This is a genomic window from Brevundimonas sp. (assembly GCF_003248455.1).
Classification (GTDB): Bacteria; Pseudomonadota; Alphaproteobacteria; order Caulobacterales; family Caulobacteraceae; genus Brevundimonas.
In genome coordinates this window covers 1-25,917 of sequence record NZ_QFNM01000029.1, presented here as the reverse complement: position 1 = coordinate 25,917, position 25,917 = coordinate 1, and the positions used below count along the sequence as shown (strand labels likewise).

The window sequence follows — 25,917 nt, the reverse complement described above, 5'->3', positions numbered from 1 at the left end:
GACGGTCGGCTGTATCCTGTCGCGCTCCTGGTCTTGGGTCCGATGCGGCATTGCGACCGCATCGTCCGTCGATCCCGATCCGGTTCCTCTTTCCCTCGTCGATCCGAAGACCGTCGAAAGATCGAAGCCTTGATCCCGCCTGTCGCACGTTACGATCCGAAGACCGCCCGAAGCGCCGGGTCGGAGAGCCGGGCCGGTTCGCTCGACGTCCGGGGTCTCCCCCGGATTTCCGCGCCGCCGTGTCCCTTGGCCTGTTGACGTTCCGACGAAACCGGCTATGAGGCAAGCGCCCGATTTCGCCCCGATGTGCACCAACGGCCCGGCGGCGGTGGACAAGCCTGTTAATATCGGTGGACGGATCGAATTCGCGGTTGCGGATCAGCGGTTTGAATTGTCCACAAGAAGCCTGCGGCCCTGGCCCCTGTCGAGATGATCCGCGGGTCCGCCGCTGCAACGACTTCGGGGGCTGCGGGTTCTGTTTGATCGGCGATGCGGGTCCAAGGGGAGCTCCATGTCCGCCACTGTGTCTGGAGGCGCCTTGTCCATCGGCTTTGATCGCGATCAGCTGACGCAGATGTTCGCCCATGCGCCCGGTTTCATGGCGCTGCTGGTCGGACCCGACCATCGGTTCGAACTGACCAATCCCAACTATCAGAAGCTGATCGGCCATCGCGACGTGCTGGGACGACCTCTGGTCGAGGTGCTGGCCGATGCGGTGGACCAGGGCTATCTGGACCTGCTGGACCAGGTCTATCGCACGGGCGAGGCGCACCGGGCCGAAAGCGCCTTCTACGCCGTCCAGGCCGCGCCGGGCGGCGAGGTCAGGGACTGCTACGTCGACTTCGTGTTCCAGCCGCTGAAGGACGCGGCGGGGCGGGTATGGGGCGTTTTCGTCCAGGGCGTCGACGTCACGGCGCGGTTCCAGGCCGACCAGGCCCTGGCGCTGAGCGAGGCCCGTTACAGCGCCCTGTTCGCCGCCATGGCGACCGGCTTCTGCCTGATCGAGATGAGGTTCGACGCGGACGACCGCCCCGTCGACTACAAGATCCTGGAAGGCAATGCGGCTTTCGAGGAGATGACCGGCCTGGTCGATCCCTACGGCAAATGGGTCAGCGAGATCGCGCCGGGCCTGGAGCGGCACTGGTTCGAGCTGTACGGGCGGGTGGCGCGCACCGGCGAGCCCGCCCGGTTCGAGAATCCGGCCGACATCTTCGGGCGGTGGTACGACGTCCAGGCGCTGCGGATCGGCCCGCCCGACGCCGGCCAGGTCGCGATCCTGTTCAACAACATCACCGAGCGCAAACAGAGCGAGGCGCGCCAGAACGCCCTGCTGGAGCTGAGCGACGCCATTCGCGACCTGACCGACGCCGGCGACATCGCCCAGGCCTCGGCCGAGGTCCTGGCCCGGACCATGGGGGTCAGCCGCGCCGGATACGGCACGGTCGACACGGTCGGCGAGACCATCACCATCGAGCGCGACTTCAACCAGCCGGGCGTGACCAGCATCGCCGGAACCCTGGCCTTCCGCGATCATGGATCGTACATCGACGACATCAAGCGCGGCGAGACGGTCGTGATCGCCGACGTCGCCCAGGACCCGCGCACGGCCGCCACGGCCGAGGTGCTGAAACGCATCAGCGCCGGCTCCTTCGTCAACATGCCGCTGATGGAGCAGGGCCGGGTGGTGGCCATGGTGTTCGTCAACAACGCCACCCCGCGCGCCTATGGCGACAGCGACCTGCGGCTGATGCGCGAGGTGGCGGAACGGGTGCGGCTGGCCACCGAGCGCGCCCGCAGCGAGGCCGCCCTGCGCGACAGCGAGGCCCAGTTCCGGGTCTTCGCCCAGGCCACGCCGAACCAGATCTGGGCCAGCTGGCCGGACGGGTCGCTGTACTGGTTCAACCCGCAGGTCTACGCCTATAGCGGCCTGGGCGAGGGCGAACTGAACGGGATCGACGCCTGGGCCCGGATCGTGCATCCCGACGACCTGGCGCGCGTGGCCGAGAGCTGGTCCCGGTCGCTGGCCAGCGGCCAGGTCTATGAGGCCGAATTCCGCATCCGCCGCCACGACGGGGCCTACCGCACCTTCATGTCGCGCGCCGAGCCGGTCCATGACGAGGAGGGCCGGATCACCCGCTGGGTCGGCTCCAACATCGACATCGAGGACCTGCGGCGCCAGGCGGCCGAACTGGCGCGCTTCAACGAGACGCTGGAAGACCAGGTCGCCGAGCGGACCAGCGCCCTGATGCAGGCCGAGGAGGCGCTGCGCCAGAGCCAGAAGATGGAGGCGGTCGGCCAGCTGACCGGCGGCATCGCCCACGACTTCAACAATCTGCTGGCCGGCATCACCGGCAGCCTGGAGATCATCGGCAACCGCATCGCCCAGGGGCGGTTCAACGACGTGGAGCGGTTCGCGGCGGCGGCGCAAGGGGCGGCCAAGCGGGCGGCGGCCCTGACGCACCGGCTGCTGGCCTTTTCGCGCCGCCAGACGCTGGACCCCAAGCCGACCGACCCCAACCGCCTGATCCGCGGCATGGAGGAGTTGATCCGGCGAACCACCGGGCCGGGCGTCCATCTGGAGGTCGTGGCCGGGGCCGGCCTGTGGCCCGTGCTGGTCGACGCCCATCAGCTGGAGAACGCCGTCCTGAACCTGTGCATCAATGCGCGCGACGCCATGCCCGACGGCGGGCGGCTGACCATCGAGACCGGCAACCGCTGGATCGACGCGCGCGCGGCCAAGGTCCAGGACCTGGAGCCGGGGCAGTATGTCTCCATCTGCGTCAGCGACACGGGCGGCGGCATGGCTCCCGAGGTCGCGGCGCGGGCGTTCGAGCCCTTCTTCACCACCAAGCCGCTGGGCGAGGGGACGGGGCTGGGGCTGTCGATGATCTATGGCTTCGTGCGCCAGTCCGGCGGGCAGGTGCGCATCTATTCCGAGCCGGGGCAGGGGGCGATGATCTGCCTTTATCTGCCCCGCCACCTGGGCGAGGTCGAGGAGGGCGAGCCGGTCCCCGAGATCGCGGAGGCGCCGCGCGCCCTGGCCGGCGAGACGGTCATGGTCGTGGACGACGAGCCGACGGTGCGGATGCTGGTCGCCGAAATCCTGCACGAACTGGGCTATCAGTGCATCGAGGCGTCGGACGGGGTGACGGGGCTGAAGCTGTTGCAGTCCGGGGCGCGGATCGACCTGCTGGTGACGGACGTGGGCTTGCCGGGCGGGATGAACGGGCGCCAGATGGCGGATGCGGCGCGGCTGGACCGGCCGGACCTGAAGGTGCTGTTCATCACCGGCTACGCCGAGAACGCCGTGGTCGGCAACGGCCACCTGGACCCCGGCATGCACGTCATGACCAAGCCCTTCGCCATGGAGGCCCTGGGCGGGCGCATCCGCGAACTGATCGAAAGCTAGGGGGCCCCGCGCCCTTCGTCAGTCCCCGAGCCGGGCGTCCAGCCAGGTGCGGATGGCGCGGCGGGCGCCCCGGGCGGCGGGGCCGCCGAAATGCAGGAATCCGTGCGGGACCTGGGGCGCGCGGATCAGATCGGCCTCGGACGCCTCGCCCCAGCGGGTCGCCATCAGCAGACTGTCCTCGAACAGGGGGTCGTATTCGCCGGCCAGGAACAGGGCGGGCGGCAGGCCGGTCAGGTCGGCATACAGAGGCGAGACGTCGGGCTGGCGCAGGCCCGCCTCGTCGCGGTCGGGGGCCAGGCGGGCCAGGTCGGCCCGCATGGTCGGGCCGTCGAACAGCAGGGTGTCCGGGCCCGCCGACCGCACGCTCTCGGTCCCCGACAGGTCGAAGACGCCGTAGACGAAGACGCAGCCCTTCACCAGGTCGATCAGCCCCCGGTCGCGCAGGGCGACGGCGGTCAGGGCGGCCAGATGCCCGCCGGCGGATTCGCCCGCGATGAACAGGGTCGCGGCGCCCAGCCGGTCGACGTTGGTCACGGTCCAGTAGGCGGCGGCCAGGCAGTCGGCGATGGCGGCGTCGATATAGACCTGGCGACGTTCGGACAGCAGGCGGTAGTCGACCGAGACGACGCAGAAGCCGTGATGCGCCAGATGGGCGTTCAGCCGGTCGTTCAGACCCGCGCTGCCCAGCACCCAGCCCCCGCCGTGAATGTCCAGGATGACGGCGCGGGGGGTTCCGCTGGGGTGCAGGATGCGCAAGGGGACGGGATGATCGCCGTCGGTCTGGACGATCTCGACCGTGACGCCGCGCTTCTTCAGGCGGGGGGTGGTGACGCGCCCGGCCGCCGCATCCAGCCACAGCGACAGCCGCTGGCCCGCATCGATGCGCCAGCCGTCGGTGCGCAGGCGGGGCGCGCGGGCCAGGGCGGCGTTGATGCGCCGCACGGCCGCCTCTTGAGGCGGGGCGAAGTCGACGATGTGGGTGCGCAGGGTCATGAAGCGTGAGTGTGCGGCGGCGGGTTTGGTTTCAAGGGGCCGAAGCCCGCTTTCATAGACCGTCACCCTCGGGCTGTCCCCGCGGCCGGACGCAGGCCATCAGGCGCGCAACTGGTCCAGCAGGCTTTCGCCGTCCCATTCGCCCCAGCGCGCGGCGATCCGGCCGTCGCGGCAGTGCAGCATCTCCAGGCCGCGAAAGTCCAGGGTCAGGCCGGTCGCCGCAACGCCCATGAAGGGTGCGGCATGGCGGCCCGTGGCGGACCAGCGCACGACGACCTTGGCGGCGGCCTCGTCTATGACCAGATCCTCGATGCGGGCATGGAAATCGGGAAAGGCGCGGTAGAGGGCGGCGACGCCGTCGCGGAAGCCTTCGCGGGTGGACGGGCGCCCGGCGGCGGCGTGATCGACGAAGTCCGGCGTGTGCAGGGCGGTGAAATCGACCAGGTCGGCGCCCTGCCAGAAGGTCATCCAGCGGCGGGCCAGAGCGTCGAGTTCGCTGCGGCTCATGTCGCCAGCGCAGCCTTCTTCTCTTCCAGCTCCAGCCATTCCATTTCGGCGGATTCCAGGTCGGCGCGGGCTTTTTCGGCGGCCTTCATGGCGGCGTCGAAGGCCTTGGGGTCGCGGGCGTAGAGGGTGGGGTCGGCCAGGGTCGCGTCGTGTTTGGCGATGATCGCGGGCAGCGCATCGATCAGGGATTCCAGCTCCTTCAGGCGGTGGGCGTCCTTGAAGGAGAGTTTGGCGGTCTTCTTGGGGGCGACGGCGGGCGCGGGGTTGTCGGCGGCGCGCTGAGCGGCGGCCTTGTCCTGGGGGCGGGGGTTGGCGCCGGGCTGGAGGAAGCCGGGGTTCTGGCGGATGAAGTCGGTCCAGCCGCCGGGGGTCTCGACGATGTCGCCGCGCCCGTTCAGGGCCAGGGTCGAGGTTGACAGGCGGTCGATGAAGTCGCGGTCGTGGGACACCAGGATCAGGGTGCCGTCATAACCCTCCAACAGCTCCTCCAGCTTGTCCAGCGTGTCCATGTCCAGGTCGTTGGTCGGTTCGTCCAGCACCAGCAGATTGGCCGGCTTGGCCAGGGCGCGGGCCAGCAACAGCCGGTTGCGCTCGCCCCCCGACAGGGTCGAGATCGGCTGGCGCAGCTGGGCCTCGGAGAAGAGGAAGTCCTTGGCGTAGGCGGCGACGTGCTTGGACACGCCGCGCACGAGAATGCTGTCGCCGCCGCCCGGCGTCAGGGCGTCCCACAGGGTCATGTCGGACTTCAGCCCCTCGCGCGACTGGTCCAGATAGACGGGCTCCAGATTGGCGCCCATGCGCACCGTGCCCTCGTCCGGGGCCAGTTCGCCCAGCAGGGTCTTGACCAGGGTGGTCTTGCCCGCCCCGTTGGGACCGACGATGCCCAGGCGGTCGCCGCGGATGATGCGGGTGGTCAGGTCCTTGAACAGGGTGCGGCCGCCAAAGCCCTTCGAGACGTGCTTGATCTCGGCGACCAGCTTGCCCGAGGTCGCGCCGGAATCGACGCCCAGGGACAGTTCGCGCGGGACGTCCTTCATCTTCTCGGCGCGCTCGGCGCGGAGCGCCTGGAGCGAGCGGGCGCGGCCTTCGTTGCGGCTGCGGCGGGCGGTGATGGAGGAGTAGAAGGTGGCGGTCTCGCGCTCGATGGTCTTGGTCAGGCGGCGCAGGGATTCGGCCTCTTCCTCCAGCACCTTGGTCGACCATTCGTCGAACTGGACGAAGCCCTTGTTCAGGGTGCGGACGCGGCGGCCTTCCAGCCAGTGGACGGTGTCGGTGACGCGGTTCAGGAAGGCGCGGTCGTGGCTGACGACCAGCAGGGCGAACCGGGCCGAGATCAACTCGTTCTCCAGCAACTCGATGGCCAGGATGTCGAGGTGGTTGGTCGGCTCGTCCAGCAGCAGCAGGTCGGGCTCTTCGGCGAAGGCCTTGGCCAGGGCGGCGCGGCGGGTCTCGCCGCCCGACAGCCCTTGAGTGGACTTGGCGGGGTCCAGGCCGAAAGTCGCCAGCCAGGCCTCGGCGGTCCAGCTTTCGGCCTCGCCGGCCGAGGCGTAGTCGAGCAGGGTCCACTCCTTCGTCGCCCTATCGCTTGCGCTACTTGAGGGCGGGCTGAGATCCGGCTCTTGCGGCACATAGGCGAAGCGGACAGCGGATTGGACCGAGCGGTCGCCGCTATCCGGCTCGACCAGGCCCATGACGACCTTCATCAGGGTGGACTTGCCCGCGCCGTTGCGCCCCACAAGGGCGGCGCGGCTGCGCGGTTCGACCGCCAGGTCGACGCCGTCGAAAAGGGGGCGCTGGCCGTCCTGGAGGCGGACGTCCTTGAGCGCGACGAGAGGGGGTCTGGCTGCCATGGGCGGGCATATAGCGACAGACCGGCGCTTCGGCCATCGGCGTTGACGCTTTGGGCCGGACCGGCTGTAGGTCGGGCGATGGGCGAACGAGGCGCGGCATGAGCATGATCACCTGGGCGGCGCTGCTGGGCGCCATCGCGCTGGAGGTGGCGGGGACCAGCCTGCTGCAGGCCTCGCAGCAGTTCTCGCGGGCCTGGCCGACGGCGGGGATGGCGGCCTGCTACGGCCTGGCCTTCTATCTGCTGTCGATCGCCCTGCGGCAGATGCCGGTGGGGATCGCCTATGCGATCTGGAGCGGGCTGGGGGTGGTGCTGATCTCGGTCGTCGGGGCGGCGGTCTTCCGCCAGAGACTGGACCTGCCGGCGATGGCGGGGCTGGCCATGATCGTGGGCGGGGTGGTGGTCATCAACCTGTTCTCCAAGACCGTGGGGCATTGATTAGATCCTCCCCCGCAAGGCGGGGGAGGGGGACCGCGCGCAGCGTGGTGGAGGGGGCGGACGCAGACTGGGTGTGAACCGTTTTGCACCGCGCGCGCCTTCGCCCCCTCCACCGCTTCGCGGTCCCCCTCCCCCGTGAACGGGGGAGGATCTAGAGGGACAGGATGTATTCTGCGACGGCGTCGGGGTCGTTCAGGGCGGCTATGGGTAGCAAACACACCTAAGCTGGATTAAGTCGGTTCCCTCGGCAGTTCGAGGGCTTACGTGGCGCTTGGCAGGAAAAACAGCGGGAAGCAGCTGACGGGCCACCTCAAGACGCTTTACGCGCGCTTGGGCGGCGAACTGAGGTGGATCGAGAACCCGCCGAAGCTGCGGCAGAGAAAGTGGAGAGGCGGGGACGCTTTCGCCGCCCAAGCCGGCGAGCGGGAAGCGAGGGCCGAAGAGATCAGGCAGGCCCTCCCTCATGTCATTTACGTCATCCAGATGTTCGAGCCCGACTGGGACCCCGAGCAGGAAAAGCTGATCAGACCGCTCCGCCGGGGACCGAACCGGCCGCCGCATGGATGGGCAGACGCGGCCTTCGATATCCTGAGAGACGCCGATGATTGGCTGACGGTCCGCGAGATGCTGGATCGCATCGTCGAGCGCCATGACCTCAGCATCGATGATGGTCCCGCCCACGTGCAGGCCTACGGCGCTATCAACGCGGCCTTGCAGCGTGCGACGCACGGCCTGGTGAACGACGGGGGTCAGCCGCCGCGATGGGCGCTCAGGTCACGACAATCCGGCGACGAAAGCGTCAGCGGCGCTGGCGGGGACGGTTCTTAGGCGGAGCCGGCTGCCATCCGGCGACCACCGCTTCGCGGAAGCGCTGGCGCACGTTCGAAAGCAGACGGCCAAACGGCGAAGGGGTGCGGTCGCCGATGTTCAGCGGGGCGGCGGTGCGCTTCAGCATCTCCTTCTCCACCGCCCTGTGATAGCCGCACACCTTGTAGCCGATCATGACTTCGCGCCGCAGCCACTCATTCAGGGCGGCCTCGCTCGCCTGACGGCTTCGGAGATCGCCGACCTCGCCGGTCGCAGCGATCCAATGGATCGCCAGAACAGACTGCCGGAACGGCGAGTCGTCGATGTCGCCGAGGAGGTGGGCCGTGACCCGTTCGCGCAGGCTATAGCCCTGCCCAATGTAGCCGTTCCGCCACACGCCGTGGTCCCAAGCCGGCAGTTGCGGGTCAGGGAAGTAGCCCGCCAGATTGAACAGGCGTTCGCCGCTCTGAAGAAACAGGCCATAGACGCCCGGGCTCAAGGGCATCGCCTTCGGGTTGTCCATGAAATGGGCCGCCGACATGAACTCAAAGCCCTCGCGCCAGCGGGTCGCGGACCGGGCATCGGCCAGTCGCGGGGTTTCGGGCTCTCCGGTCTGGCGCCGCGCCTCCTTGCGCGCCCTGCGGCGCTCTTCGTTGCTGGGCGGGCTCCATTCCGCCGACTTGCCGGTTTCGTCGACGATCTGGCACCGGCGCTTGCTGCCCCCGTCCTTCTTCTTGAGGAAGTAGCCAGCCATGGGCGAGCGGCCCGGCGCCATCATCGCGCCCATCAGGGCGGCGAAGCCGTCGTCCTGGCTGTGGCTCACGTGGGTCAATCGCCAGGTCAGTTGAGCCGCGTAGAGGTCCAGGTAGTTGCCGATGATCCGCCGATAGATCATCCGCATCCCTTTAAGCACGCGAAAGCCGCTCTCGGCCCAGTTGGTGCACGCCTCCGGCGTGTAAAAGTGCTGTTCGTGGATGACCCTCTTCAGCGCGCAGTGGAAACGGATGTCGCCCCATGGGCCGCCGTCGGAGAACACGACGGCCTTGGGGTCTACCACCTCAACGAAGAGAGGAACGGGGTGCTGCTCCTGCTTGGTGACCCAAGCGCGGGCCGGACCGGACCGTTGCCGGGCGAGAGTGACATGCAGCGTACGATCAGGCGCACCAAAGGGATAACGGTAGTGGTCCTTTTCGCCTCGGACGTTTTTTGGGCGGATGTAACCCTTCAGTTCCGTTCCATCGATCTCGATCTCGTCGGTCAGGGGCGTGCGCCGTTCCCAAGCCTGCATGGCCGACCTGATCTTGTGAAGCCAGACGAAGATGGTCTTGTAGTTCTTCACCTTGGCGCGAAGGTCGCGCCTGATCTCGCGGGCGCTGCGCGCCTGATAGGCGATGTTGAACTGCGCCAGGATCAGCAGGATCGTCTTGAACGGCAGCTTGCGATAGGCGAACGGCGTATTGGTGGTCAGAGTGAACTGCCTCAGGCACTGCTTGCACTTGAAGAGCTTGCCGTCCCGGTAGGTCCATGCGGCCGGCGAGCCGCAGTGATTGCAGCAGGGTTCACCGCCGTTTTCGGCGAATCGATAGCGACGAAACAGCGCGCGCGCGTCATCCTCCGAGAGTTCGGCGATCTCGGTTGGCGTCACGGCGAGAGCCGGGCCTTCGAGAAGAGCAAGTGAGGTCAACGCACATATGAGAGAAATGTCGCGTATGTGCGATACCTATCGTGCCGGTGCGCGTCAAGGACTTTGTCGCGTATGTGCGATGTGCATCGCTCAAAAGCGCGCTAAGTCGCGCGGATTGATCGTCGCGGCGGATGGTGGCATCAATGGCCATGGCTGAATCCATATCGCCCACCGTCGATCTCGAAGATGTCGAGAATTCCTGGCGCGAGAAGGCGCGAACCCTTCTGCGGGTTGAACAGCGTCGCCAGAATCTGACCTATGCGGACATTGCGAAGCGTATGCAGGCGATCGGGGTCTCGGAAACCGAGGTCAGCGTCCGCAACAAGATCAGTCGGGGAACATTCCCGGCGACCTTCATGCTCCAGTTCATGCACGTTCTTGGGATCGACCTGATCCCCTTCAAGCCGCAAGTGACCGGCGAAATCACGCTGTCGCCCGAGTTGCTTGGAAAGATGCCCCAAGTCGTGATGACGCCAGAATTGATGGCGGCGCTGGTTAGCCTGCCGAAAAAGGACTAGCCGGGGCCAAATTGGCGGACGCTGGCGCGACGCAGGCACCGCAGTCAGGGCCGCCTCGGTGGACCCCGCACTCAGATCAGCAGACGGTAGCCTACGCCCGGCTCGGTTTCGATGAGCCCGGGATTGGCGGGGTCGATTTCCAGCTTTTGTCGGAGCTGACCTACGACGACACGTAGATATTGCGTGTCCGTGGCATGGGCTGCTCCCCAGACGGCGACGAGCAGGTCTCGGTGGCCGATGACCTTTCCTGCGCTCCTGACGAGGACCGCCAGCACATCGAACTCCTTCGGCGTGAGGCGCACATGGGCATCGCCACGCGTGACTCGGCGCTGCTCCAGATCGATGCGAACGTCGCCAATCTCCAGCGGTCCACAGGTGACGGCGCGGTCGGGCGTCTGACGAAGGCTCGCCCGCAGTCGCGCGAGCAGTTCTCCGACCCCGAACGGCTTCTCGACATAGTCGTTGGCGCCGAGGTCCAGCGCCGCGATCTTCTCCGCTTCGCGGTCGCGGGCGGACAGGACGATGATCGGCCCCGTGTAGAACTCGCGCGCGCGCGTCAGCACGTCCTTGCCGTCCATGTCGGGCAGGCCGAGGTCCAGCACGACCGCGTCGGGGCTCCAAAGGGCGATGCCGCGCAGGCCTTCCTGTCCGCTGTCGGCGCGCTTGGGCTCATAGCCGGCGGCGTCCAGCGCCGGCGACAGGAAGCGGTGAATCTGCGGCTCGTCGTCGATGACGAGGATTTGCGGGCGGAGCGCGGCCATGCGGAAGGCTAAAGCAGATCGGGATGAGTGGCGATGGACTTGGGCAGGCTGATCAGGATGCGGGTGCCGTGGCCATCGTGGATCGGGCTGGCGGCGGCGATGCGGCCATTCATCGCCTCGACGAACCCCTTGGCAATGGCCAGTCCGAGCCCCGCGCCCTTGGACCGGTCCGGCTGCTCGTCCATGCGCCGGAACTTGTCGAAGACCCGCTCCAACTCTTCGGTGGGAATGCCTTTCCCTTCGTCTTCGATCGAGATGACCACCGAGCCCCGGTCTTCATAGGCGGCCAGTTCGATGGTGGTGTCGTCGGGGCTGTAGGCGATGGCGTTCTCAAGGATGTTGACCAGCGCCTGCTCCAGCAAGGCCTGGTCGGCCTGGACGGCGCTAAGCTGTGACGGAAAGTCTCGGGCCAGGCGACGGGCGCCAAGGCGGCGCGAAACCCGCTCGGCCGCCGCGTTCAGCACGTCGCGCACGTCGGTCCAGTCGGATCGGACGCTGAGCGCCCCGCCCTCGAGGCGCGTCATGTCGAGCAGGTCGCCGACGTAGCGACTTAGGCGCTCGGCTTCCTCGCGGATGCTGAGCAGCAGGTCTCTGCGGACGTCCGCCTTCAGGGTCGGACCGTAGTCGATCAGCGTGGTGGCGGCGCCGAGGACGGTGGACAGGGGCGTGCGCAGGTCGTGGCTGACGGAGTTCATGAGCGCGCCCCTGAACCGATCAGTGCGCCGCAGGGTCTCGGTCTCCACGGCGTCTCCAGCCAACTGGGCTCGTTCCAGCGCGACGGCCCCCTGTTCCAGCAAGGCCAGGGCCAGCCGCTCCTCTTCAGAGCCTGACGCCAAGGCGTCGGCCTCAATGCCCGCCACCCCGGCGCGGGAGCGAAGGCCCTGGAGGGGCCGAAAGGTCCAGCTGGTCTGCGGCAGGGTGCCTGTCCCGTGCCCTGCTGGCTCACCGCGCTCCCAGGCCCAACGGGCGGCAGCCATGGCGGCGGAGCCCAGGGTCTCCAGCGTCGGCGCCCCGGCGACTGCCACAAGATCGTCGTCCAAGGGCAGCAGCACCACCGCCTTCGCGCCGGCGGCAGCGGCGGTCTGTTCCGCCAGAACCCTGGCGGTCGCCAGTCGATCTTCGGCGGCGGCCAGACTCTGGCTGGCGGCGAGCAGGGCCGACACGGCCGACGCCCGGCGCTGGGCATTGCGGGCCTGGTCCCGGACCCGTCCCGCGAGGCCGCCGGTGACCAGGGCCACCGCCCAGAAAACGACCAGAGTCAGGATGTCGGTGGGCGATCCGATCAGGAAGGTGTAGCGCGGTTCAAGGAAAAGGAAATTGTAGGTGAGGAAGGCCACCGTCGCCGCAACGAGGGCTGGTCTGAGGCCATAGAGGACGCCCGCCGCCAATACGGCGGACAGGTAAACGACCCCGAGATCGACGCGCTGGAAGGTCCGATCCAGGATAACGGCGATGCCCGTGGCGACGACGATGAACGCCGCGCCGGTCGCATAGCCCTGCCAGGCGAGGCGGCGGCGAGCCGACGTGCTGGCCACGGTCTGGGCCGATCCGCTCTCTCCCTCGGTGATGACGTGGATCGCCGTCCCTTTGCCCGCGCGCAATAGCTCGGCGGCCAGAGAACGCCCCATGATTTCGCTGATCCGGCTGTCGATGCCCTTGCCGATAACGATCTGGGTGACATTGGCGCGGCGGGCATAATCCATCACAGCCTTGACCACGTCGTCGCCGGTCAGCAGCACGGTGCGACCGCCGAGCTGTTCCGCCAACATGAAGGCTTCGCCCAGCCGCGCCGCGCCGACGGCTCCCGGCACGGGACGGCTGGGACGCTCGACGTGGGCTACGGTCCACGGCGCGTCCATCATCATGTCGGACAGTCGCCGCCCAGCCCGGACGAGGGGCGACGCCATGGCGTCGCCGCCGACCAGGACAAGAATGCGCTCGCCCGCCGCCCAAGGTCCTTCCATACCGCGATCGCGCAATGTGGCGACCAGTTGATCGTCTACAGTCTGGGCGGCCCGGCGAAGCGCCAGTTCGCGCAGGGCGATCAGGTTCTCGACCTTGAAAAATTTGTCGGCCGCCAGCCGGGCAGTCTCGGGCACATACACCTTGCCCTCGGCAAGCCGCTGGCGAAGTTCGTCAGCGGTGATGTCCACCACCTCGATGTCGTCTGCACGGGACAGGGCGCTATCTGGCACCGTCTCGCGCTGGCGCACGCCGGTGATACGCAGGACCACCTCGACTAGGCTTTCCAGGTGCTGGACGTTGAGAGTCGTCCAGACGTTGATGCCGGCGTCCAGCAGTTCCTCAACGTCCTGCCAGCGCTTGGGATGACGCGAGCCGGGGACGTTGGAGTGAGCGTATTCGTCGACCAGCAGCAGTTCAGGCCTACGCGCCAAGGCCGCATCGATGTCGAACTCCATCAGGGCGCGACCCTTGTAGTCGATCGGCTTGCGGGCCATCACCTCCAGCCCTCGCAGCAGGCTCTGGGTTTCCTTGCGGCCATGGGTTTCGACCACCCCGACAACGACGTCGCCGCCCTCGGCCTTTCGGCGTCGGGCGGCGCGCAGCATCTCGTAGGTCTTGCCGACCCCAGGGGACATGCCGAGAAAGACCTTCAGCCGCCCGCGTTTGGGATGCTTACTCCCGGCCTTGGTGGGGTCGGGGACTGACGGCGCGTCCGTCACTGGGCGGCAGCGGCCGGAAAGTTGACGTCAAGCGCCCGGTTGGTCATCAGCACGTTGACGCGCGGCTGGCCGATGAAGCCGAGCAGGCGAGCTTCCGTATGGGCGTCGATCACGCGCTGAACCTCCTGAACCGGCGCGCCCCTGGCCCGGGCGATCCGCGCCGCCTGAAGCGCAGCGTATTCCGGCGAGATGTGCGGGTCGAGGCCGGACGCCGAGGTAGTCACGGCATCGGCGGGGATGGTCGCCGCGCCGGCCTCGGTCCGGATCGCCTCGGCTCCGGTCCGCACCCGCTCGGCCAGGTCGGGATTCAAGGGGCCAAGGTTGGAGCCCGACGAGGCGGAGGCGTCGTAGCCATCGCCCGCCGCCGACGGCCGCGAGTGCAGGTAGCGCGGCTCGGCGAAGGTCTGGCCGATCAGGGCCGAGCCCCGCACCGCGCCGTCCGCATCCCGGACCAGGCTGCCGTCGGCCTGGGAAGGGAAGGCCAGTTGCGCCACGCCGGTGACAGCAAGCGGATAGGCCAGGCCAAGGAGCAGGGTGAACAAGGCCACCATCACGATGGCGGGACGAAGTGAGGAGAGCATCAGAAGGTCGCCTTCAGGGTTGCGACGGCGCGACTTTCGTAGATCTGGCCGAAGTCATGCTCGTCGGTGTCATGGTAGCGAAGGTCGATCGCCAAGGTGTCGGTCAGGGCGTAGGCCGCACCCACATTCCATGTTGTGTAGTCGAAGTCAGACGAGACGAACTGGCGGCCCATGGCGCCCGAGACGGTCCAACGGTCGGCTGGGGTGAAGGCGGCGTTGGCCTCGACGTAAGTCGCCTCGTCCTCGGACGCGCCGAAGAAGTCGGGGGAGTAGAAGACGACGGCGCCGATTGTCGCCGGCCCGACGGCGCGCGAGGCGCCGGCCTTGAACTCGACGTAGTCGTAATCGAGCGCGCCGGTCTCGTCATACAGATAGCCGATGACCCCGAAGTCCAGGGCGAAACCGGCGAACTCAGGCCGGACACCGGCATAGATATCGGCTTCGACGCCCGTGTCGCCATCGCCGGCGAACGAGACATTGGAGGCCCAGGCGCCGGCGTAGAAGACGCCGTTGGTCATGTCGACGCCGGCGGAAAGGGCGGCGTCTTCCTCGGTCTGACTGACGCCCCGGAAGATGTAATCGGAGGCGACGGCGACGTTGGCCGACCATTGCGGCCCTTCGGCCTCTTGGGCGTCGGCCTGGCTGGCGATGCCCCAGACAACCAAGGCGACGAGGCAGGCGCCGGCGAACCAGATGTCGTTCTTGCCCGAGGCGCGGAAGCGGGATTTGCGGGTCATGGATTGGACTTTCACGATGAGGGGAGCGGTCAAGCCAGGCCCAGCCCGGAGATGACCAGATCGATGAGCTTGATGCCGACGAAGGGCGCGACGAGACCGCCGAGGCCGTAGATCAGCAGGTTGCGGCTGAGCAGCTTTCCGGCCCCGATGGCGCGATACTTCACGCCGCGCAGGGCCAAGGGGATCAGGGCGACAATCACCAGGGCGTTGAAGATCACCGCCGACAGGATGGCGCTCTGGGGGCTCGACAGCCCCATGATGTTCAGCGCGCCGAGCGACGGCAGGGCGACCACGAACATCGCCGGGATGATGGCGAAGTATTTGGCTACGTCATTGGCGATCGAGAAGGTGGTCAGGGCGCCGCGCGTGATCAGCAGCTGCTTGCCGACCTCGACGATCTCGATGACCTTGGTCGGATCGCTGTCGAGATCGACCATGTTGCCGGCCTCGCGCGCGGCCTGGGCGCCGGTTTGCATCGCCACGCCGACGTCGGCCTGGGCTAACGCAGGCGCGTCGTTGGCCCCGTCGCCGCACATGGCGACCAGACGCCCCTTGGCCTGCTCGGCCTTGATCAGGCGCATCTTGTCCTCGGGCGTGGCTTCGGCGAGGTAGTCGTCGACTCCCGCTTCCGAGGCGATGGCGGCGGCCGTCACCGGGTTGTCGCCGGTAATCATCACCGTGCGCAGGCCCATGCGGCGCAGGTCGGCGAACCGCTCCTTCACTCCCGGCTTGACCACGTCCTTAAGGTGGATGACGCCGACCAGGACGCCGTTGTGCGTGACCGCCAGCGGCGTGCCGCCCGAACGGGCGATGCGCTCAACCGCTTGGCGGAACTCGCTCGGAGCCTGGGCTTCGGCGAGGTTCAGCGACTTCAAGACCGCATCGACCGCGCCCTTCCGCCAGACGTCCGTCCCTGCGTCCACGCCCGACTGGCGCGTGACGGCGGTGAAGGGGATGGCGGTCGCGCCCTCAGGCAGCTCGGCCGTCAGACCGGCGTTGCGGCCCAGTTCGACGATCGAGCGACCCTCCGGCGTCTCGTCGGCCAGGGACGCCATGACGGCGGCCGTCAGCGCCGCCTCGGGGCGGACGCCGGGGACCGGGATCACCTCGGTCGCCATGCGGTTGCCGAAGGTGATGGTGCCGGTCTTGTCCAGCAACAGGGTGTCGACATCTCCGGCGGCCTCCACGGCCCGACCCGAGGTCGCGAGCACATTGACCTTCAGCAGCCGGTCCATGCCCGCGATGCCGACGGCCGAAAGCAGTCCGCCGATGGTCGTGGGGATCAGGGTGATGAACAGGGCGCCGAGAACGATCGGATCGAGATCGACGCCGGAATAGGCGCCTAGCCCGACCAAGGTCACGACCGCGATCAGGAACACCAGCGTCAGACCCGCCAGCAGAACCGCCAGGGCCAGTTCGTTCGGCGTCTTGCGACGATCCGCGCCCTCGACCATGGCGATCATCCGGTCGAGGAAGGTCGATCCGGGCGTGGCGGTAATCCGCACCTTGATCCAGTCCGAGACCACGGTGGTGCCGCCGGTCACGGCCGAACGGTCGCCGCCGGATTCCCGGATCACCGGCGCCGATTCTCCAGTGATGGCGGCCTCGTTGACCGAGGCGACGCCCTCGACGATCTCGCCATCGGACGGGATGACGTCGCCGGCCTCGACCAGGACGATCGATCCGATCTCCAGTTCGTGCGCGGGCGTCGGCACGGTTAGCCCGGTCTTGGGATCGACGATCAGCTTGGCCTTGGTCGTGACGCGGGTGGCGCGAAGGCTGTCAGCCGCCGCCTTGCCGCGCCCCTCCGCCACGCTCTCCGCGACGTTGGCGAACAGCACGGTGGCCCACAGCCACAGCGCCAGTTGCAGGGCGAAGCCCAAACCGTCGCCCGCCGCGATCGCTGCCGCCGCCGAGACCGTGGCGAGCAGGGCCACGATCCAGGTGGTGAAGATCACCGGGTTTTTGAGCAACTTGACGGGGTTCAGCTTGACGACGGCGTCACGCAGAGCGCGGCCGATCATCTGGCCGGTCAGGCCGCCAACGATGGACGCCCGGCGCTCGGCGCCCGTGTGGGGCTCGGGGATTGTCATGGTCATGTCGGTTGTCCCGAGATCAGGGTCGGACCACGCCGCCGAGCATCTGGAAGTGCTCGGCGATGGGGCCAAGGGCCAGGGCGGGGAAGAATTGCAATCCGCCCAGGATGAGGATGACGCCGATCAACAGGCCGATGAACAGCGGCCCATGGGTCGGCAGCGTGCCCGCGCTGGGCGCCAGCTTGGGCTTGACGACCAGAGCGCCGGCGACAGCCAACACCGCCACGGCGGGAACGAAGCGGCCAAGCAGCATGGCAAGGCCCTGAGTCGTCGCCCACCAGGGGCCATTCGCTGTTAGGCCCGCGAAGGCCGAACCGTTGTTGGCGGCGGCGGAGGTGTAGCCGTAGAGGATTTCCGACAGTCCATGCGGTCCGTCATTGAGCAAGCCTTCCAGCGCGGCGGGCAAAACGGCGGCCACGGCGGCGAAGCCCAGGATGGCCAGCGGCAGCACCAGCACGGCCACCATGGCGAACTGGATTTCGCGCGCCTCGATCTTCTTGCCGAGATACTCCGGCGTGCGGCCGACCATCAGCCCGGCGACGAACACCGCCAGCACCGCCATCAGAACCATGACGGCGATGCCCGATCCAATGCCGCCGGGCAGGATTTCACCCAGTTGCATCAGGAACATCTGCAAGCCCCCGCCCAGCGGCATGAAACTGGCGTGCATGGCGTTGACCGAGCCGTTCGACGCGCCGGTCGTCATGGTCGCCCAGGCGACCGAGGCGGGCACGCCGAAGCGGACCTCCTTGCCCTCCATGTTGGCGGTCGCTTCGACTCCCGCAGCCGCCAGAGACGGGACGGTCTGGGTCTCGATCGCATACATGGCCGCGCCCGAGGCCGAGAGCAGGATCAGGGCGGCGACGGCCAGGGCCCGGATGTCGCGCTTGGCAAGAACGCTGCGGCCGAAGGCGAAGAAGGCCGCCCAGCCCAACACATTGATCGAGACCGCCGTGATCAGGTTCGTCAGCGGCGTCGGGTTCTCCAGCGGATGGGCCGAATTGACGTTGAAGATGCCGCCTCCGTTGATCCCCAGTTGCTTGATGGCCAACTGGCTGGCGGTTGGGAACAGGCTGATGGTCTGCTGTCCGCCCTCCAGCGTGGTCGCCGTAGCGGACGCCTGAAGCGACTGCACGACGCCGAGGCCCGCCAGGGCGACCGCCAGCAGGACCGACAGCGGCAGCAGGACATAAAGGGTCGTGCGGGTCAGGTCGGCCCAGAAGTTGCCCACTCCCTGGCCGCGATCGGCGACGAAGGCGCGCGCCAGGGCCGCCGCGATCGTCGCGCCCGTCGCCGCCGACAGAAAGTTCTGGACGGTCAGGCCCAGCATCTGGCTGAGCGTCGACATGGTCGTCTCGCCGCCGTAGGCCTGCCAGTTGGTGTTGGTCACGAAGCTGACGGCGGTGTTGAACGCCATATGGGCGTTCAGGCCATCGAAGCCCTGCGGGTTAAGCGGGAGCATGCCCTGTAAGCGCAGGATGCCGTAGAGCACGAAGAAGCCGGCCGCGTTGAAGGCCAGGAGAGCGCCCGCATAGCCGAGCCAACCCTGGCTCCGGCTCGGATCGACGCCCGAGGCCCTGTAGAAGACGCCCTCCACCGGCTTCAGCACCGGGTCGAGCCATGTCCGCTCGCCGTTCCAGACGCGCGACATGTAGACGCCGATCGGCCAGCCAAGCAACGCGGCCAGGCCGAGCGTCAGGGCGATCTCCGCCCATCCCTGAATGTTCATGACGGCGGCTCCCTAGAACCGCTCGGGCCGCAGCAACGCTGCGACCATGTAGCCGGCGACGACGACCGCGCCGACGCCCCAGAGGATGCCGATCATCGTCACACCCTCTTCAATGCAGCGGCGAGAGCGGCGAAGAGCACAAAGGCCCCGCCGCCCAACGCCAGATAGATCAGATCGGCCATGCCGACGCCTCCGACTGGTTGAGGCGGGACAAGGCTCCCGATCCGCGTAACCGCGCCATTCGAATGCCGCCCGGGCGCATAAGGAAATCGTAAGGGCGGGTGACCGGTCTTACGCGCGCCTTAGGTGCTTGCCGCCATTTCTGAATGGCCCGCTTACGCCCGGCAGGTGTCGAATCCGCCTCCCCGAAACGGAGGTCACAATGACCCGGAACCACATGCTGAAACTGTCCCTCCAGCCGCGCAGCACGCCCAGCGTCTGGCGCATGACGCTCGATTTGATCGGTCAGGCTTTCGGCGCGCCTTCGCCTCAAGATCGGGGGCGCGGCCGATGATGTCGGGCTATGTCAGCGACCGGTCGGCCTTCGCGCCGCAACCGGGAGCCCGCCACTACGAGGTCGAGCCGAGGGACGGCGGCTGGTGCGTTGCGATGAACGGCTGCCGGACCCGGCCGCTGCCCCGCCGCAGCGCCGCCGCGCGGCTGGCGCGAACGCTCCAGGCCCAGGCCGACCGCCTGAACCACAAGCTGGGGGCACGCCGCTGATGGCGACAGCGCCTCCAGAACCCGCGCCTGTGGACAGAGGCGGCGTTGTCACCCGCCAAGAATAAGAAGCCGCGCGACCTGCGAGGCTTCGGGGGCCCGCGCCAGCACGCGCCCGTCCCGGAGGCCAACGAAACCCTTCTCGCCCTCGGCATAGGCCTTGGCGATGTGGAAAAGGTGTCCGCCGCGAACAAACCGCAGCGGAGCCTTGCGCTCCGCCCTCATTTCGCGACCTCACGGCCCAGGGGTCCGCCGGCGAAGGAGACCGGTGTTCCCAACCGACCAGCCACGGCTTGCTGTTCTTGCCTAGACGCCAAGACCCATCCTTGCGGTCCCGTCGCCATCTGCACGGCTCGCACTCGCCCCGCTAACCGCATGGGCCTCAAACACGCTCGAACCCGTCTAGCCATGGTGACTTCCAGCTTCGCGTCAGCGCCGTCGAGGTCCCGCTTTTCGATGACCGCCTGCGCCAACGCTCTCGAAGTCATCGGTTCATCGGCGTCTCTCAGGCAATCCACCACCATGCCGGTGATCTCGCCATGTGCAGCGGCGTGCGGCGGCCGGAGTCGTTTCGGGGCGATCTCGCTGATGTCGATGTCCGGCTTTAGGAGCAACAGCACCGCGTCGAGGTGGACGATGGCTTGCTGAAGTTCCCGGAGCCGGAGATGCTGCTCCTCCAGTTCACCGTCCAACTCGGCGCGCTTACGGATCAGGGTGTGCAGCGCAGGCGCGTGCTCGGTGCCAATAGGAATGATCGAACTTGCCATGCCGGCATCATAAATGCGGCGGTTCTAACCGTCCCGGCCCTTAAGGTGTGTTTGCTACCCATAGCCGGTTCAGGGCGGCGGTGGCGGGGATGCGGAGGGTGCGGACGCCCTTTTCGGCGAGCCAGGCGTCGCGGCGGGCGTCGTAGGTGAGGTCATGCTGTTGGCCGTCGATTTCGATGCAGAGCTGGTCCCTGGCGCGATAGAAGTCGAGGATATAGGCGCCGCAGGCGTGCTGGCGACGAAAGCCGTGGCCTCGAATCCGTCGCCAGATCAGGACTTCGGGAAGGGACATCGTCCGGCGGAGACTTCTGGCGCGTTTTTGGGTAAGGACCGGCGCTCTCATGGAGCGTATCACCATCACAAGCTGTGCTTTTGGCAAAGGGCCTTGCCCCCTCCCCCGCAGGCGGGGGAGGATGTGATGGCCCCCTATTGGGAAACCAAGACCCTGGACGAGATGACGCCGGCCGAGTGGGAGGGGCTGTGCGACGGGTGCGGGCTGTGCTGCGTGATCCGCTTCGAGGACGAGGATACGGGCGAGGTCGTTCCGACGCGGGTGCACTGCAAGCTGTTCGATTCCAAGGCCTGTTCCTGCTCGGACTACGCCAACCGCAAGGCGCAGGTGCCGGACTGCATCAAGCTGACGCCGCAGAACATCGAGGCCCTGGAATGGATGCCGAAATCCTGCGCCTATCGCCGGCTGCACGAGGGGCGGACGCTGGCGAAATGGCATCACCTGATCTCGGGCAGCCGCGAGACGGTGCACACGGCCGGGGTGTCGGTGCGGGGGCAGACGATTTCGGAACTGGACCTGGCCGAACCGGAGGACGCGCTGGACTTCGAGGCGCCGGAATGGGCGGTCGAACGGGGCCGCGAACGATAGGTTCGCGCCCGCGACCCGCGCGATGTCGCTGGTTGAAATTCTGATAAAACAACCGGTTGTCGAATTATCTGGGCCTTCTTCCGGCCTTAGGACGCTGGTGCGCTATGGTTCGGACATGGCGGGAAATCGGGACGACGAAGAGGGCGGGCGCGGCGCCGCCGCGAACCGCGAAGCGGGCGGGGCCGCAGCCTGCGCCGGGTGGCTGGAGCCGCTGTTTCTGAAGATGAAGGCCAAGATCGAAGCGGCGGTCGAGACGGTGTGCGACACGGACATGTCCGAGCCCGCCGCCGCCGAGAAGACCGCGCGCCAGATCGGCGTGATCGCGCGATCGGCCAGGGCGGTCGAGGCGCTGCGCCTGCTGTGCCTGAGCGAGGATGAAGAGGACGAGATGGGTGGACGAACCTACGACCCCGCAGAAGACGAGCGAATCCGACAGGAACTGGTCGTCGAGCACGCGAGGCTTGATCGGATTCTGGAAGAAAAGAACGCCGAAGCTGCTGAAAGAGCACGGGCTAAGGCTGCATCGCAGCCACTGCCGGATAGCCAAGCATCAGTTTACGCCGACCGACGATGATCTGCGCACCTGGCTGCTTCTGGGCGGTCGGGGGTCGGGCAAGACCTTCGCCGGATCGGTCTGGATCGACATCATGGCGCGCGAACTGCCTGGCGTCACCCTGGCCCTGGTCGGTCCCGCCCTGCACGACGTGCGCGAGGTGATGGTGGAGGGGGCGTCGGGGATCAAGGCCCTGGCGGAGCCGGGCGACCGGCCGCGCTGGGAGGCGGGGCGGCGTCGGCTGGTGTGGCGCAATCAGTCGGCCGCCTATGCGTTTTCGGCCGAGGACCCCGACAGTCTGAGAGGGCCGCAGTTTCATGCGGCCTGGGCCGACGAGTTCTGCGCCTGGCGCCGGCCGGACCTGGTGCTGTCGAACCTGAGGTTCGGCCTGCGTCTGGGGACCGAGCCGCTGCTGGCGGTGACGACGACGCCCCGGCCGATCCCGGCGCTGCGCAGGCTGATGGCCGAGGCCGGGACGGTGACGGAGCGGGCGGCGACGGCGCTGAACGCGGAAAACCTGTCGCCCGGATTTCTGGCGCATCTGACGGATGTCTATGGCGGGACGCGCCTGGCGGCGCAGGAGCTGGAGGGGCTGGTGGTCGAGGGCGAGGGCGCCCTGTTCTCCATCGAGGAACTGAGGCGGGCCAGGGGCGCGCCGCCGCCCGAACTGGACCGGGTGGTCGTGGCGGTCGATCCGCCCGCGACGGCGCGGGGCGACGCCTGCGGCATCGTGGTGGTCGGGCGAAAGGACGGACGGGCCTTCGTCCTGGCCGACCGGACGGTCCGGGGACGTTCGCCCAGCGGCTGGGCCGCCGCGGTCTGTCAGGCGGCGCGCGATTTCGAGGCGCAGGAAGTGATCGCCGAGGGCAACCAGGGCGGCGACATGGTGCGCGCGGTCCTGGGGGCCAGCGACTGCCCGGCCAGGATCGAAATGGTCCACGCCTCGCGCTCCAAGGCCGCGCGGGCCGAGCCGGTGGCGCTGCTCTACGAACAGGGGCGGGTGATCCACTGCGAGGCCTTTTCGGCCCTGGAGGAGGAGATGCTGGCCCTGGGGTCCGAGGGCGGGCCCAGCCCGGACCGGGCCGACGCCCTGGTGTGGGGGATCACGCGGCTGATGCTGGAGCCGCGCGCGGCGGGGCCGCGGGTGCGCGGTTTCTAGAGGCCGTTTCCCTCTCGCGGGGAGGGAGAATTTGTTGGAACAGGAGAAGACGATATGCCGGCCATTCCAGAGCGGGACGGATTGCTGACGCATGGGCGCGAGGCCGGGGGACCGGCCAGGCGGGCGGTCGCGGCGGCGCCCAGCGATACGGCGGATCTGAACGCCTACGCCAAGGCGCTGTCGGGGCGGCAGGCAATGTCCGTGTGCTGACGGTCGGGGCCGAGGACGGGGAGGCCGTGACCTTCGCCAATCATCCGGTCGGCTGGCTGCCGGTGCAGGTCCGGCGCGTGCTGGCGACCGGCACGACGGCGACCCAGATCGTGGCGGTCTTCGACTGATGCCGGGGGTGGAGGTCGGGCCGGCGTCGGCGGCGCCGGGCGGGGTGCTGGGCCGTGCAGGGTTCGCCGTGGCCGACCTGCCCGCGTGGTCGGCGGCGGTGCGGACCATGCAGGCGGGCGGGCGCGAGGCGCGGCTGCTGTGCATCGGCGACAGCGTGACCCAGGGGTTCGGCGCCGTGTCGGGCGGCTGGACGCCCAACGGGCGGGCCGGGGCCTGGCCCGAGCGGCTGGCGGTGCTGATGAGCGGGCGGGGCCTGCCGGCCTGGGCGGCGTCGGTCGCCGGGGCGGGGACGGCGGATGCGGCCGCCGGGGGCTATCCGGCCTATGATCCGCGCGTGACCCTGGGCGCCGGATGGAGCGTCAACGCCCTGACGGGGATGGGCGGGAAACTGTTTTCCGGCGCGGCGGGGTCGGGCGGAGGCTGGAGCTTTCAGCCCGATGCGACGGCGGACCGGTTCGATCTGTGGGCCGTGACCAATACGGCGCTGGGGGTCTTGACGGTCGAGACCGACGGCGTCGTGCGCGCCACGATCGCTACGACCAAGGCGGCGGGAATGGAGATCGCGACCGTCGCCTTCCCCGAGACCGGCGGGCCGGTGACGGTGCGCTGGGCCTCGGGCGGGGCGGTGTTCGTGGCGGGCGGGGTCGCCTGGCGCGCGGACGTCAGGCGAGCGCGGGTGATCAACGCCGGGTGGGGCGGGTCGAAGGCGGCGGACTGGACCACGACGGACCAGCCGTACAGGGCCTATGGCGCGCTGCCGGTCGTCGCGCCGGATCTGACAGTGGCGTGTCTGACGATCAACGACTGGAACGCGGGGACGGCGGTCGCGACCTACAAGACCCAGCTGGGGCAGTTGATCGACCGGGCGCGGGCGAGCGGCGACGTGCTGCTGATGACCGGCTGTCCGTCCGATCCGGCCCAGGGCAAGGCCGGCTACGCCGCGCAGGGGGCGATCCGCGACGCGGCGTTCGAGGTGGCGGCGGCCAAGGGGCTGGCGACGCCCATCGACGGGGCGGCCCTGTTCGGCGGGACCTTCGACGGAGGGCTGATGTTCGATGCGGTCCATCCCAATGCAGCGGGCCAGGCCCTGATCGCCGAGGCCGTGCGGGCGCGCGTGATGATCTGAGGTTGTCGGTCCCTCGCGCCCGATGTTAACCGTGGCGGATGGGGGAGCGGTTCCATGGGGTGCAGGCGCTGCGGTTCGCGGCGGCGACGGCGGTGGTCGCGGCCCACGCCGTGGACCTGGCGGGGACGCGGCTGGGGCTGGCGACCGCGTTCGGCGCCGGCCCGCTGGCGGATTTCGGCGCTGTGGGCGTGGACGTGTTCTTCGTCGTCAGCGGCTTCGTCATCGCCACGACGACGCGGGGACAGGCGGGCGTCGGGGCGGCGGGTGCGTTTCTGTGGCGACGGTTTCGCCGGGTGGCGCCGATCTATTGGCTGCTGTCCCTGCCGATCCTGATCGGCATGGCGCGGGGCGGGACGCTGGCCCCGGACGTGGCGGCGGCGACCTTTCTGTTCTGGCCGTTCAGCGGTCTGGAGATGACGTTTCCGGCCCTGGGACCGGGGTGGACCCTGTGTTTCGAGATGCTGTTCTACGGCGCGTTCGGCCTGGCGATGGCGGGCGGACGGCGGGTCGGATGGAAATTGGCCGGGGTCTATGGGCTGTTGCTGATCGCGGGATTCTTCGCGGCGGCGCCGGTGCTGAGGTTCTGGGGCGCGCCGATCGTTCTGGAGTTCCTGCTGGGCGTCGCGATCGCCCGAGTCTGGCGTATGGCGCCGCGTCTGTTGGGTCCGATAGCGGTCGGGCTGGCGCTGGCCGGGTTCGGGCTGGGCCTGGTTTTCGGCTATGGCCGGATCGACGGGGTCGAGGCGCTGAACGATCCGGCGACGGGGATGGCGCGGGTGCTGATCTGGGGCCTGCCGGCCGCCCTGCTGGTGTTCGGCGTCGTGCGGATGGAGCGGACGGACGTTGCGCCCGGACCTTTGGCGCGGGCGGCGGCCTTCATGGGGGATGCGTCCTATTCGATCTATCTGACCCACGTGCTGGTCATCCGGGCGCTGGGGCGGGCGTTCGAGAGCGGGATGGTCGCGCTGTCCGGGGATGCGGTGGTGGTGCTGACCATTGCGGCCAGTTTGGTGGCGGGGGTGGTCGTGCATCTGTGGGTCGAGCGGCCGTTGTTGCGGTTGATGGCGTCGCCAAGACCCCGCGCCTTGCTTCATTCGCCGTCATCCTAGGCCTTGCGCCTAGGATCCATAAACGCCGGCGTTGAGCGGCGAGCACCGTGAGTATGGATCCTCGGGACAGGCCCGAGGATGACGAAATAAAGGGAAATCCACACGATGGTTTCGATCCGGTGGCCGTTCGGCCAGGCGGGGCGCGGGCGCGCGCCCGAGGCGAAGGAGAGCCGTACGGGCGGGGTGATCGCCCTGTCGGGCGTGGGGCGGCCGCGCTGGACGCCCAACGACTACGCCAGTCTGGCGCGCGAGGGCTATCAGAAGAATGCGGTGGCCTATCGCTGCATCCGCATGATCGCCGAGGCGGCGGCGTCCGCGCCGTTCGCGGTGTTCGTGGACGGGGCGCGAGACGACGGCCATCCGCTGGCCAGACTGATCCGCCGGCCCAATCCCGAACAGTCGGGGGCGGAGCTGATGGAGGCGGTCTATGGGGCGCTGCAGGTGTCGGGCAACGCCTATGTCGAGGCGACC

28 protein-coding genes are annotated in these 25,917 nt (G+C 68.4%); 14 read left to right on the top strand and 14 right to left on the bottom strand.

Features of this window, described 5'->3' with window-relative positions; translation table 11 throughout:
• Positions 1-511 precede the first annotated feature (511 nt).
• On the top strand, positions 512-3,409 hold the full coding sequence (locus DI624_RS11805; protein ID WP_291538684.1) for a PAS domain S-box protein: 2,898 nt from the start codon (positions 512-514) through the stop codon (positions 3,407-3,409).
• 18 nt (positions 3,410-3,427) lie between these two features.
• Here DI624_RS11805 and DI624_RS11800 read toward each other — a convergent pair whose 3' ends face one another.
• The 3 genes from DI624_RS11800 to DI624_RS11790 form a co-directional block, all read right to left on the bottom strand.
• Positions 3,428-4,402 (bottom strand): alpha/beta hydrolase fold domain-containing protein, encoded by a 975-nt coding sequence (locus DI624_RS11800; RefSeq protein ID WP_291538682.1) that lies wholly within the window; start codon positions 4,400-4,402, stop codon positions 3,428-3,430.
• A 99-nt stretch (positions 4,403-4,501) separates the two neighbouring features.
• A complete protein-coding gene (locus tag DI624_RS11795; protein WP_291538679.1) occupies positions 4,502-4,909 on the bottom strand; it encodes an ester cyclase in 408 nt (135 codons plus the stop codon).
• On the bottom strand, positions 4,906-6,759 hold the full coding sequence (locus tag DI624_RS11790; protein ID WP_291538677.1) for an ABC-F family ATP-binding cassette domain-containing protein: 1,854 nt from the start codon (positions 6,757-6,759) through the stop codon (positions 4,906-4,908). Before DI624_RS11790 ends, DI624_RS11795 begins: the two co-directional genes overlap by 4 nt.
• A 98-nt stretch (positions 6,760-6,857) precedes the next feature.
• On the opposite strand from DI624_RS11790, the gene DI624_RS11785 reads away from it, so the two are divergent.
• Complete coding sequence (locus tag DI624_RS11785; protein ID WP_291538675.1) at positions 6,858-7,196, top strand: SMR family transporter; 339 nt, start codon at positions 6,858-6,860, stop codon at positions 7,194-7,196.
• Positions 7,197-7,460: 264 nt separating this feature from the next.
• On the top strand, positions 7,461-8,024 hold the full coding sequence (locus DI624_RS11780) for a hypothetical protein (RefSeq protein ID WP_291538674.1): 564 nt from the start codon (positions 7,461-7,463) through the stop codon (positions 8,022-8,024).
• Here DI624_RS11780 and DI624_RS11775 read toward each other — a convergent pair.
• Positions 7,996-9,648, bottom strand: coding sequence for an IS1595 family transposase (locus DI624_RS11775; protein ID WP_291538673.1), 1,653 nt, complete (start codon positions 9,646-9,648; stop codon positions 7,996-7,998). The genes DI624_RS11780 and DI624_RS11775 overlap by 29 nt on opposite strands.
• A 182-nt stretch (positions 9,649-9,830) precedes the next feature.
• Here DI624_RS11775 and DI624_RS11770 point away from each other — a divergent pair, with 182 nt between their 5' ends.
• The gene (locus DI624_RS11770; RefSeq protein WP_291538672.1) at positions 9,831-10,205 is read left to right on the top strand and encodes a DUF6471 domain-containing protein; all 375 of its coding nucleotides are present in this window, start codon (positions 9,831-9,833) and stop codon (positions 10,203-10,205) included.
• Between the two features lie 71 nt (positions 10,206-10,276).
• On the opposite strand, the gene DI624_RS11765 is transcribed toward DI624_RS11770, so the two are convergent.
• From DI624_RS11765 to DI624_RS11735, 7 genes are read right to left on the bottom strand one after another with little or no spacing between them, the layout of a single operon-like run.
• A complete protein-coding gene (locus tag DI624_RS11765) occupies positions 10,277-10,966 on the bottom strand; it encodes a response regulator transcription factor (protein ID WP_291538671.1) in 690 nt (229 codons plus the stop codon).
• Positions 10,967-10,974: 8 nt separating this feature from the next.
• Positions 10,975-13,650, bottom strand: coding sequence for a sensor histidine kinase KdpD (locus tag DI624_RS11760; protein ID WP_291538670.1), 2,676 nt, complete (start codon positions 13,648-13,650; stop codon positions 10,975-10,977).
• Entirely contained in the window at positions 13,647-14,231 is a 585-nt protein-coding gene (gene kdpC, locus DI624_RS11755) for a K(+)-transporting ATPase subunit C (RefSeq protein WP_291538668.1), read from the bottom strand. The genes DI624_RS11760 and kdpC overlap by 4 nt, the downstream gene beginning before the upstream one ends.
• The gene (locus DI624_RS11750; protein ID WP_291538666.1) at positions 14,231-14,968 is read right to left on the bottom strand and encodes a TorF family putative porin; all 738 of its coding nucleotides are present in this window, start codon (positions 14,966-14,968) and stop codon (positions 14,231-14,233) included. The genes kdpC and DI624_RS11750 overlap by 1 nt, the downstream gene beginning before the upstream one ends.
• A gap of 29 nt (positions 14,969-14,997) precedes the next feature.
• On the bottom strand, positions 14,998-17,061 hold the full coding sequence (gene kdpB, locus DI624_RS11745; RefSeq protein ID WP_291538726.1) for a potassium-transporting ATPase subunit KdpB: 2,064 nt from the start codon (positions 17,059-17,061) through the stop codon (positions 14,998-15,000).
• A gap of 22 nt (positions 17,062-17,083) precedes the next feature.
• Entirely contained in the window at positions 17,084-18,793 is a 1,710-nt protein-coding gene (kdpA, locus tag DI624_RS11740; protein WP_291538665.1) for a potassium-transporting ATPase subunit KdpA, read from the bottom strand.
• Positions 18,794-18,805: 12 nt separating this feature from the next.
• Positions 18,806-18,889: a potassium-transporting ATPase subunit F gene (locus DI624_RS11735; protein WP_291538722.1), complete on the bottom strand. Its 84-nt coding sequence runs from the start codon at positions 18,887-18,889 to the stop codon at positions 18,806-18,808.
• A 286-nt stretch (positions 18,890-19,175) separates the two neighbouring features.
• Here DI624_RS11735 and DI624_RS11730 point away from each other — a divergent pair, with 286 nt between their 5' ends.
• Both DI624_RS11730 and DI624_RS11725 read left to right on the top strand, forming a co-directional pair.
• Positions 19,176-19,307, top strand: a complete 132-nt coding sequence (locus DI624_RS11730) for a hypothetical protein (RefSeq protein WP_291538664.1) — start codon at positions 19,176-19,178, stop codon at positions 19,305-19,307.
• A complete protein-coding gene (locus tag DI624_RS11725) occupies positions 19,304-19,516 on the top strand; it encodes a hypothetical protein (RefSeq protein WP_291538663.1) in 213 nt (70 codons plus the stop codon). Before DI624_RS11730 ends, DI624_RS11725 begins: the two co-directional genes overlap by 4 nt.
• A 48-nt stretch (positions 19,517-19,564) precedes the next feature.
• On the opposite strand, the gene DI624_RS11720 is transcribed toward DI624_RS11725, so the two are convergent.
• From DI624_RS11720 to DI624_RS11710, 3 genes are read right to left on the bottom strand one after another with little or no spacing between them, the layout of a single operon-like run.
• Positions 19,565-19,738 carry a hypothetical protein gene (locus tag DI624_RS11720; protein WP_291538662.1) on the bottom strand — a complete coding sequence of 58 codons (174 nt, stop codon included), beginning with the start codon at positions 19,736-19,738 and terminating at the stop codon, positions 19,565-19,567.
• Positions 19,735-20,280, bottom strand: a complete 546-nt coding sequence (locus tag DI624_RS11715; protein ID WP_291538661.1) for a hypothetical protein — start codon at positions 20,278-20,280, stop codon at positions 19,735-19,737. Before DI624_RS11715 ends, DI624_RS11720 begins: the two co-directional genes overlap by 4 nt.
• Before the next feature lie 40 nt (positions 20,281-20,320).
• Positions 20,321-20,623: an endonuclease domain-containing protein gene (locus DI624_RS11710; RefSeq protein ID WP_291538660.1), complete on the bottom strand. Its 303-nt coding sequence runs from the start codon at positions 20,621-20,623 to the stop codon at positions 20,321-20,323.
• Positions 20,624-20,698: 75 nt separating this feature from the next.
• Between DI624_RS11710 and DI624_RS11705 the strand changes: the two genes are divergently transcribed.
• From DI624_RS11705 to DI624_RS11670, 8 genes are all read left to right on the top strand, one after another.
• Positions 20,699-21,160 (top strand): YcgN family cysteine cluster protein, encoded by a 462-nt coding sequence (locus DI624_RS11705; RefSeq protein ID WP_291538659.1) that lies wholly within the window; start codon positions 20,699-20,701, stop codon positions 21,158-21,160.
• 22 nt (positions 21,161-21,182) lie between these two features.
• Positions 21,183-21,734: a hypothetical protein gene (locus tag DI624_RS11700; protein ID WP_291538658.1), complete on the top strand. Its 552-nt coding sequence runs from the start codon at positions 21,183-21,185 to the stop codon at positions 21,732-21,734.
• The gene (locus DI624_RS11695) at positions 21,622-22,872 is read left to right on the top strand and encodes a terminase family protein (protein ID WP_291538657.1); all 1,251 of its coding nucleotides are present in this window, start codon (positions 21,622-21,624) and stop codon (positions 22,870-22,872) included. Before DI624_RS11700 ends, DI624_RS11695 begins: the two co-directional genes overlap by 113 nt.
• A gap of 54 nt (positions 22,873-22,926) precedes the next feature.
• Positions 22,927-23,082: a hypothetical protein gene (locus tag DI624_RS11690; protein ID WP_291538656.1), complete on the top strand. Its 156-nt coding sequence runs from the start codon at positions 22,927-22,929 to the stop codon at positions 23,080-23,082.
• Positions 23,076-23,210 (top strand): hypothetical protein, encoded by a 135-nt coding sequence (locus DI624_RS11685; RefSeq protein WP_291538655.1) that lies wholly within the window; start codon positions 23,076-23,078, stop codon positions 23,208-23,210. The genes DI624_RS11690 and DI624_RS11685 overlap by 7 nt, the downstream gene beginning before the upstream one ends.
• Positions 23,210-24,337: an SGNH/GDSL hydrolase family protein gene (locus DI624_RS11680; RefSeq protein WP_291538654.1), complete on the top strand. Its 1,128-nt coding sequence runs from the start codon at positions 23,210-23,212 to the stop codon at positions 24,335-24,337. The genes DI624_RS11685 and DI624_RS11680 overlap by 1 nt, the downstream gene beginning before the upstream one ends.
• Before the next feature lie 38 nt (positions 24,338-24,375).
• On the top strand, positions 24,376-25,446 hold the full coding sequence (locus tag DI624_RS11675) for an acyltransferase (RefSeq protein WP_291538652.1): 1,071 nt from the start codon (positions 24,376-24,378) through the stop codon (positions 25,444-25,446).
• 105 nt (positions 25,447-25,551) lie between these two features.
• Positions 25,552-25,917, top strand: a 366-nt coding sequence (locus DI624_RS11670; RefSeq protein ID WP_291538650.1) for a phage portal protein, incomplete at its 3' end; no start/stop codon positions are given.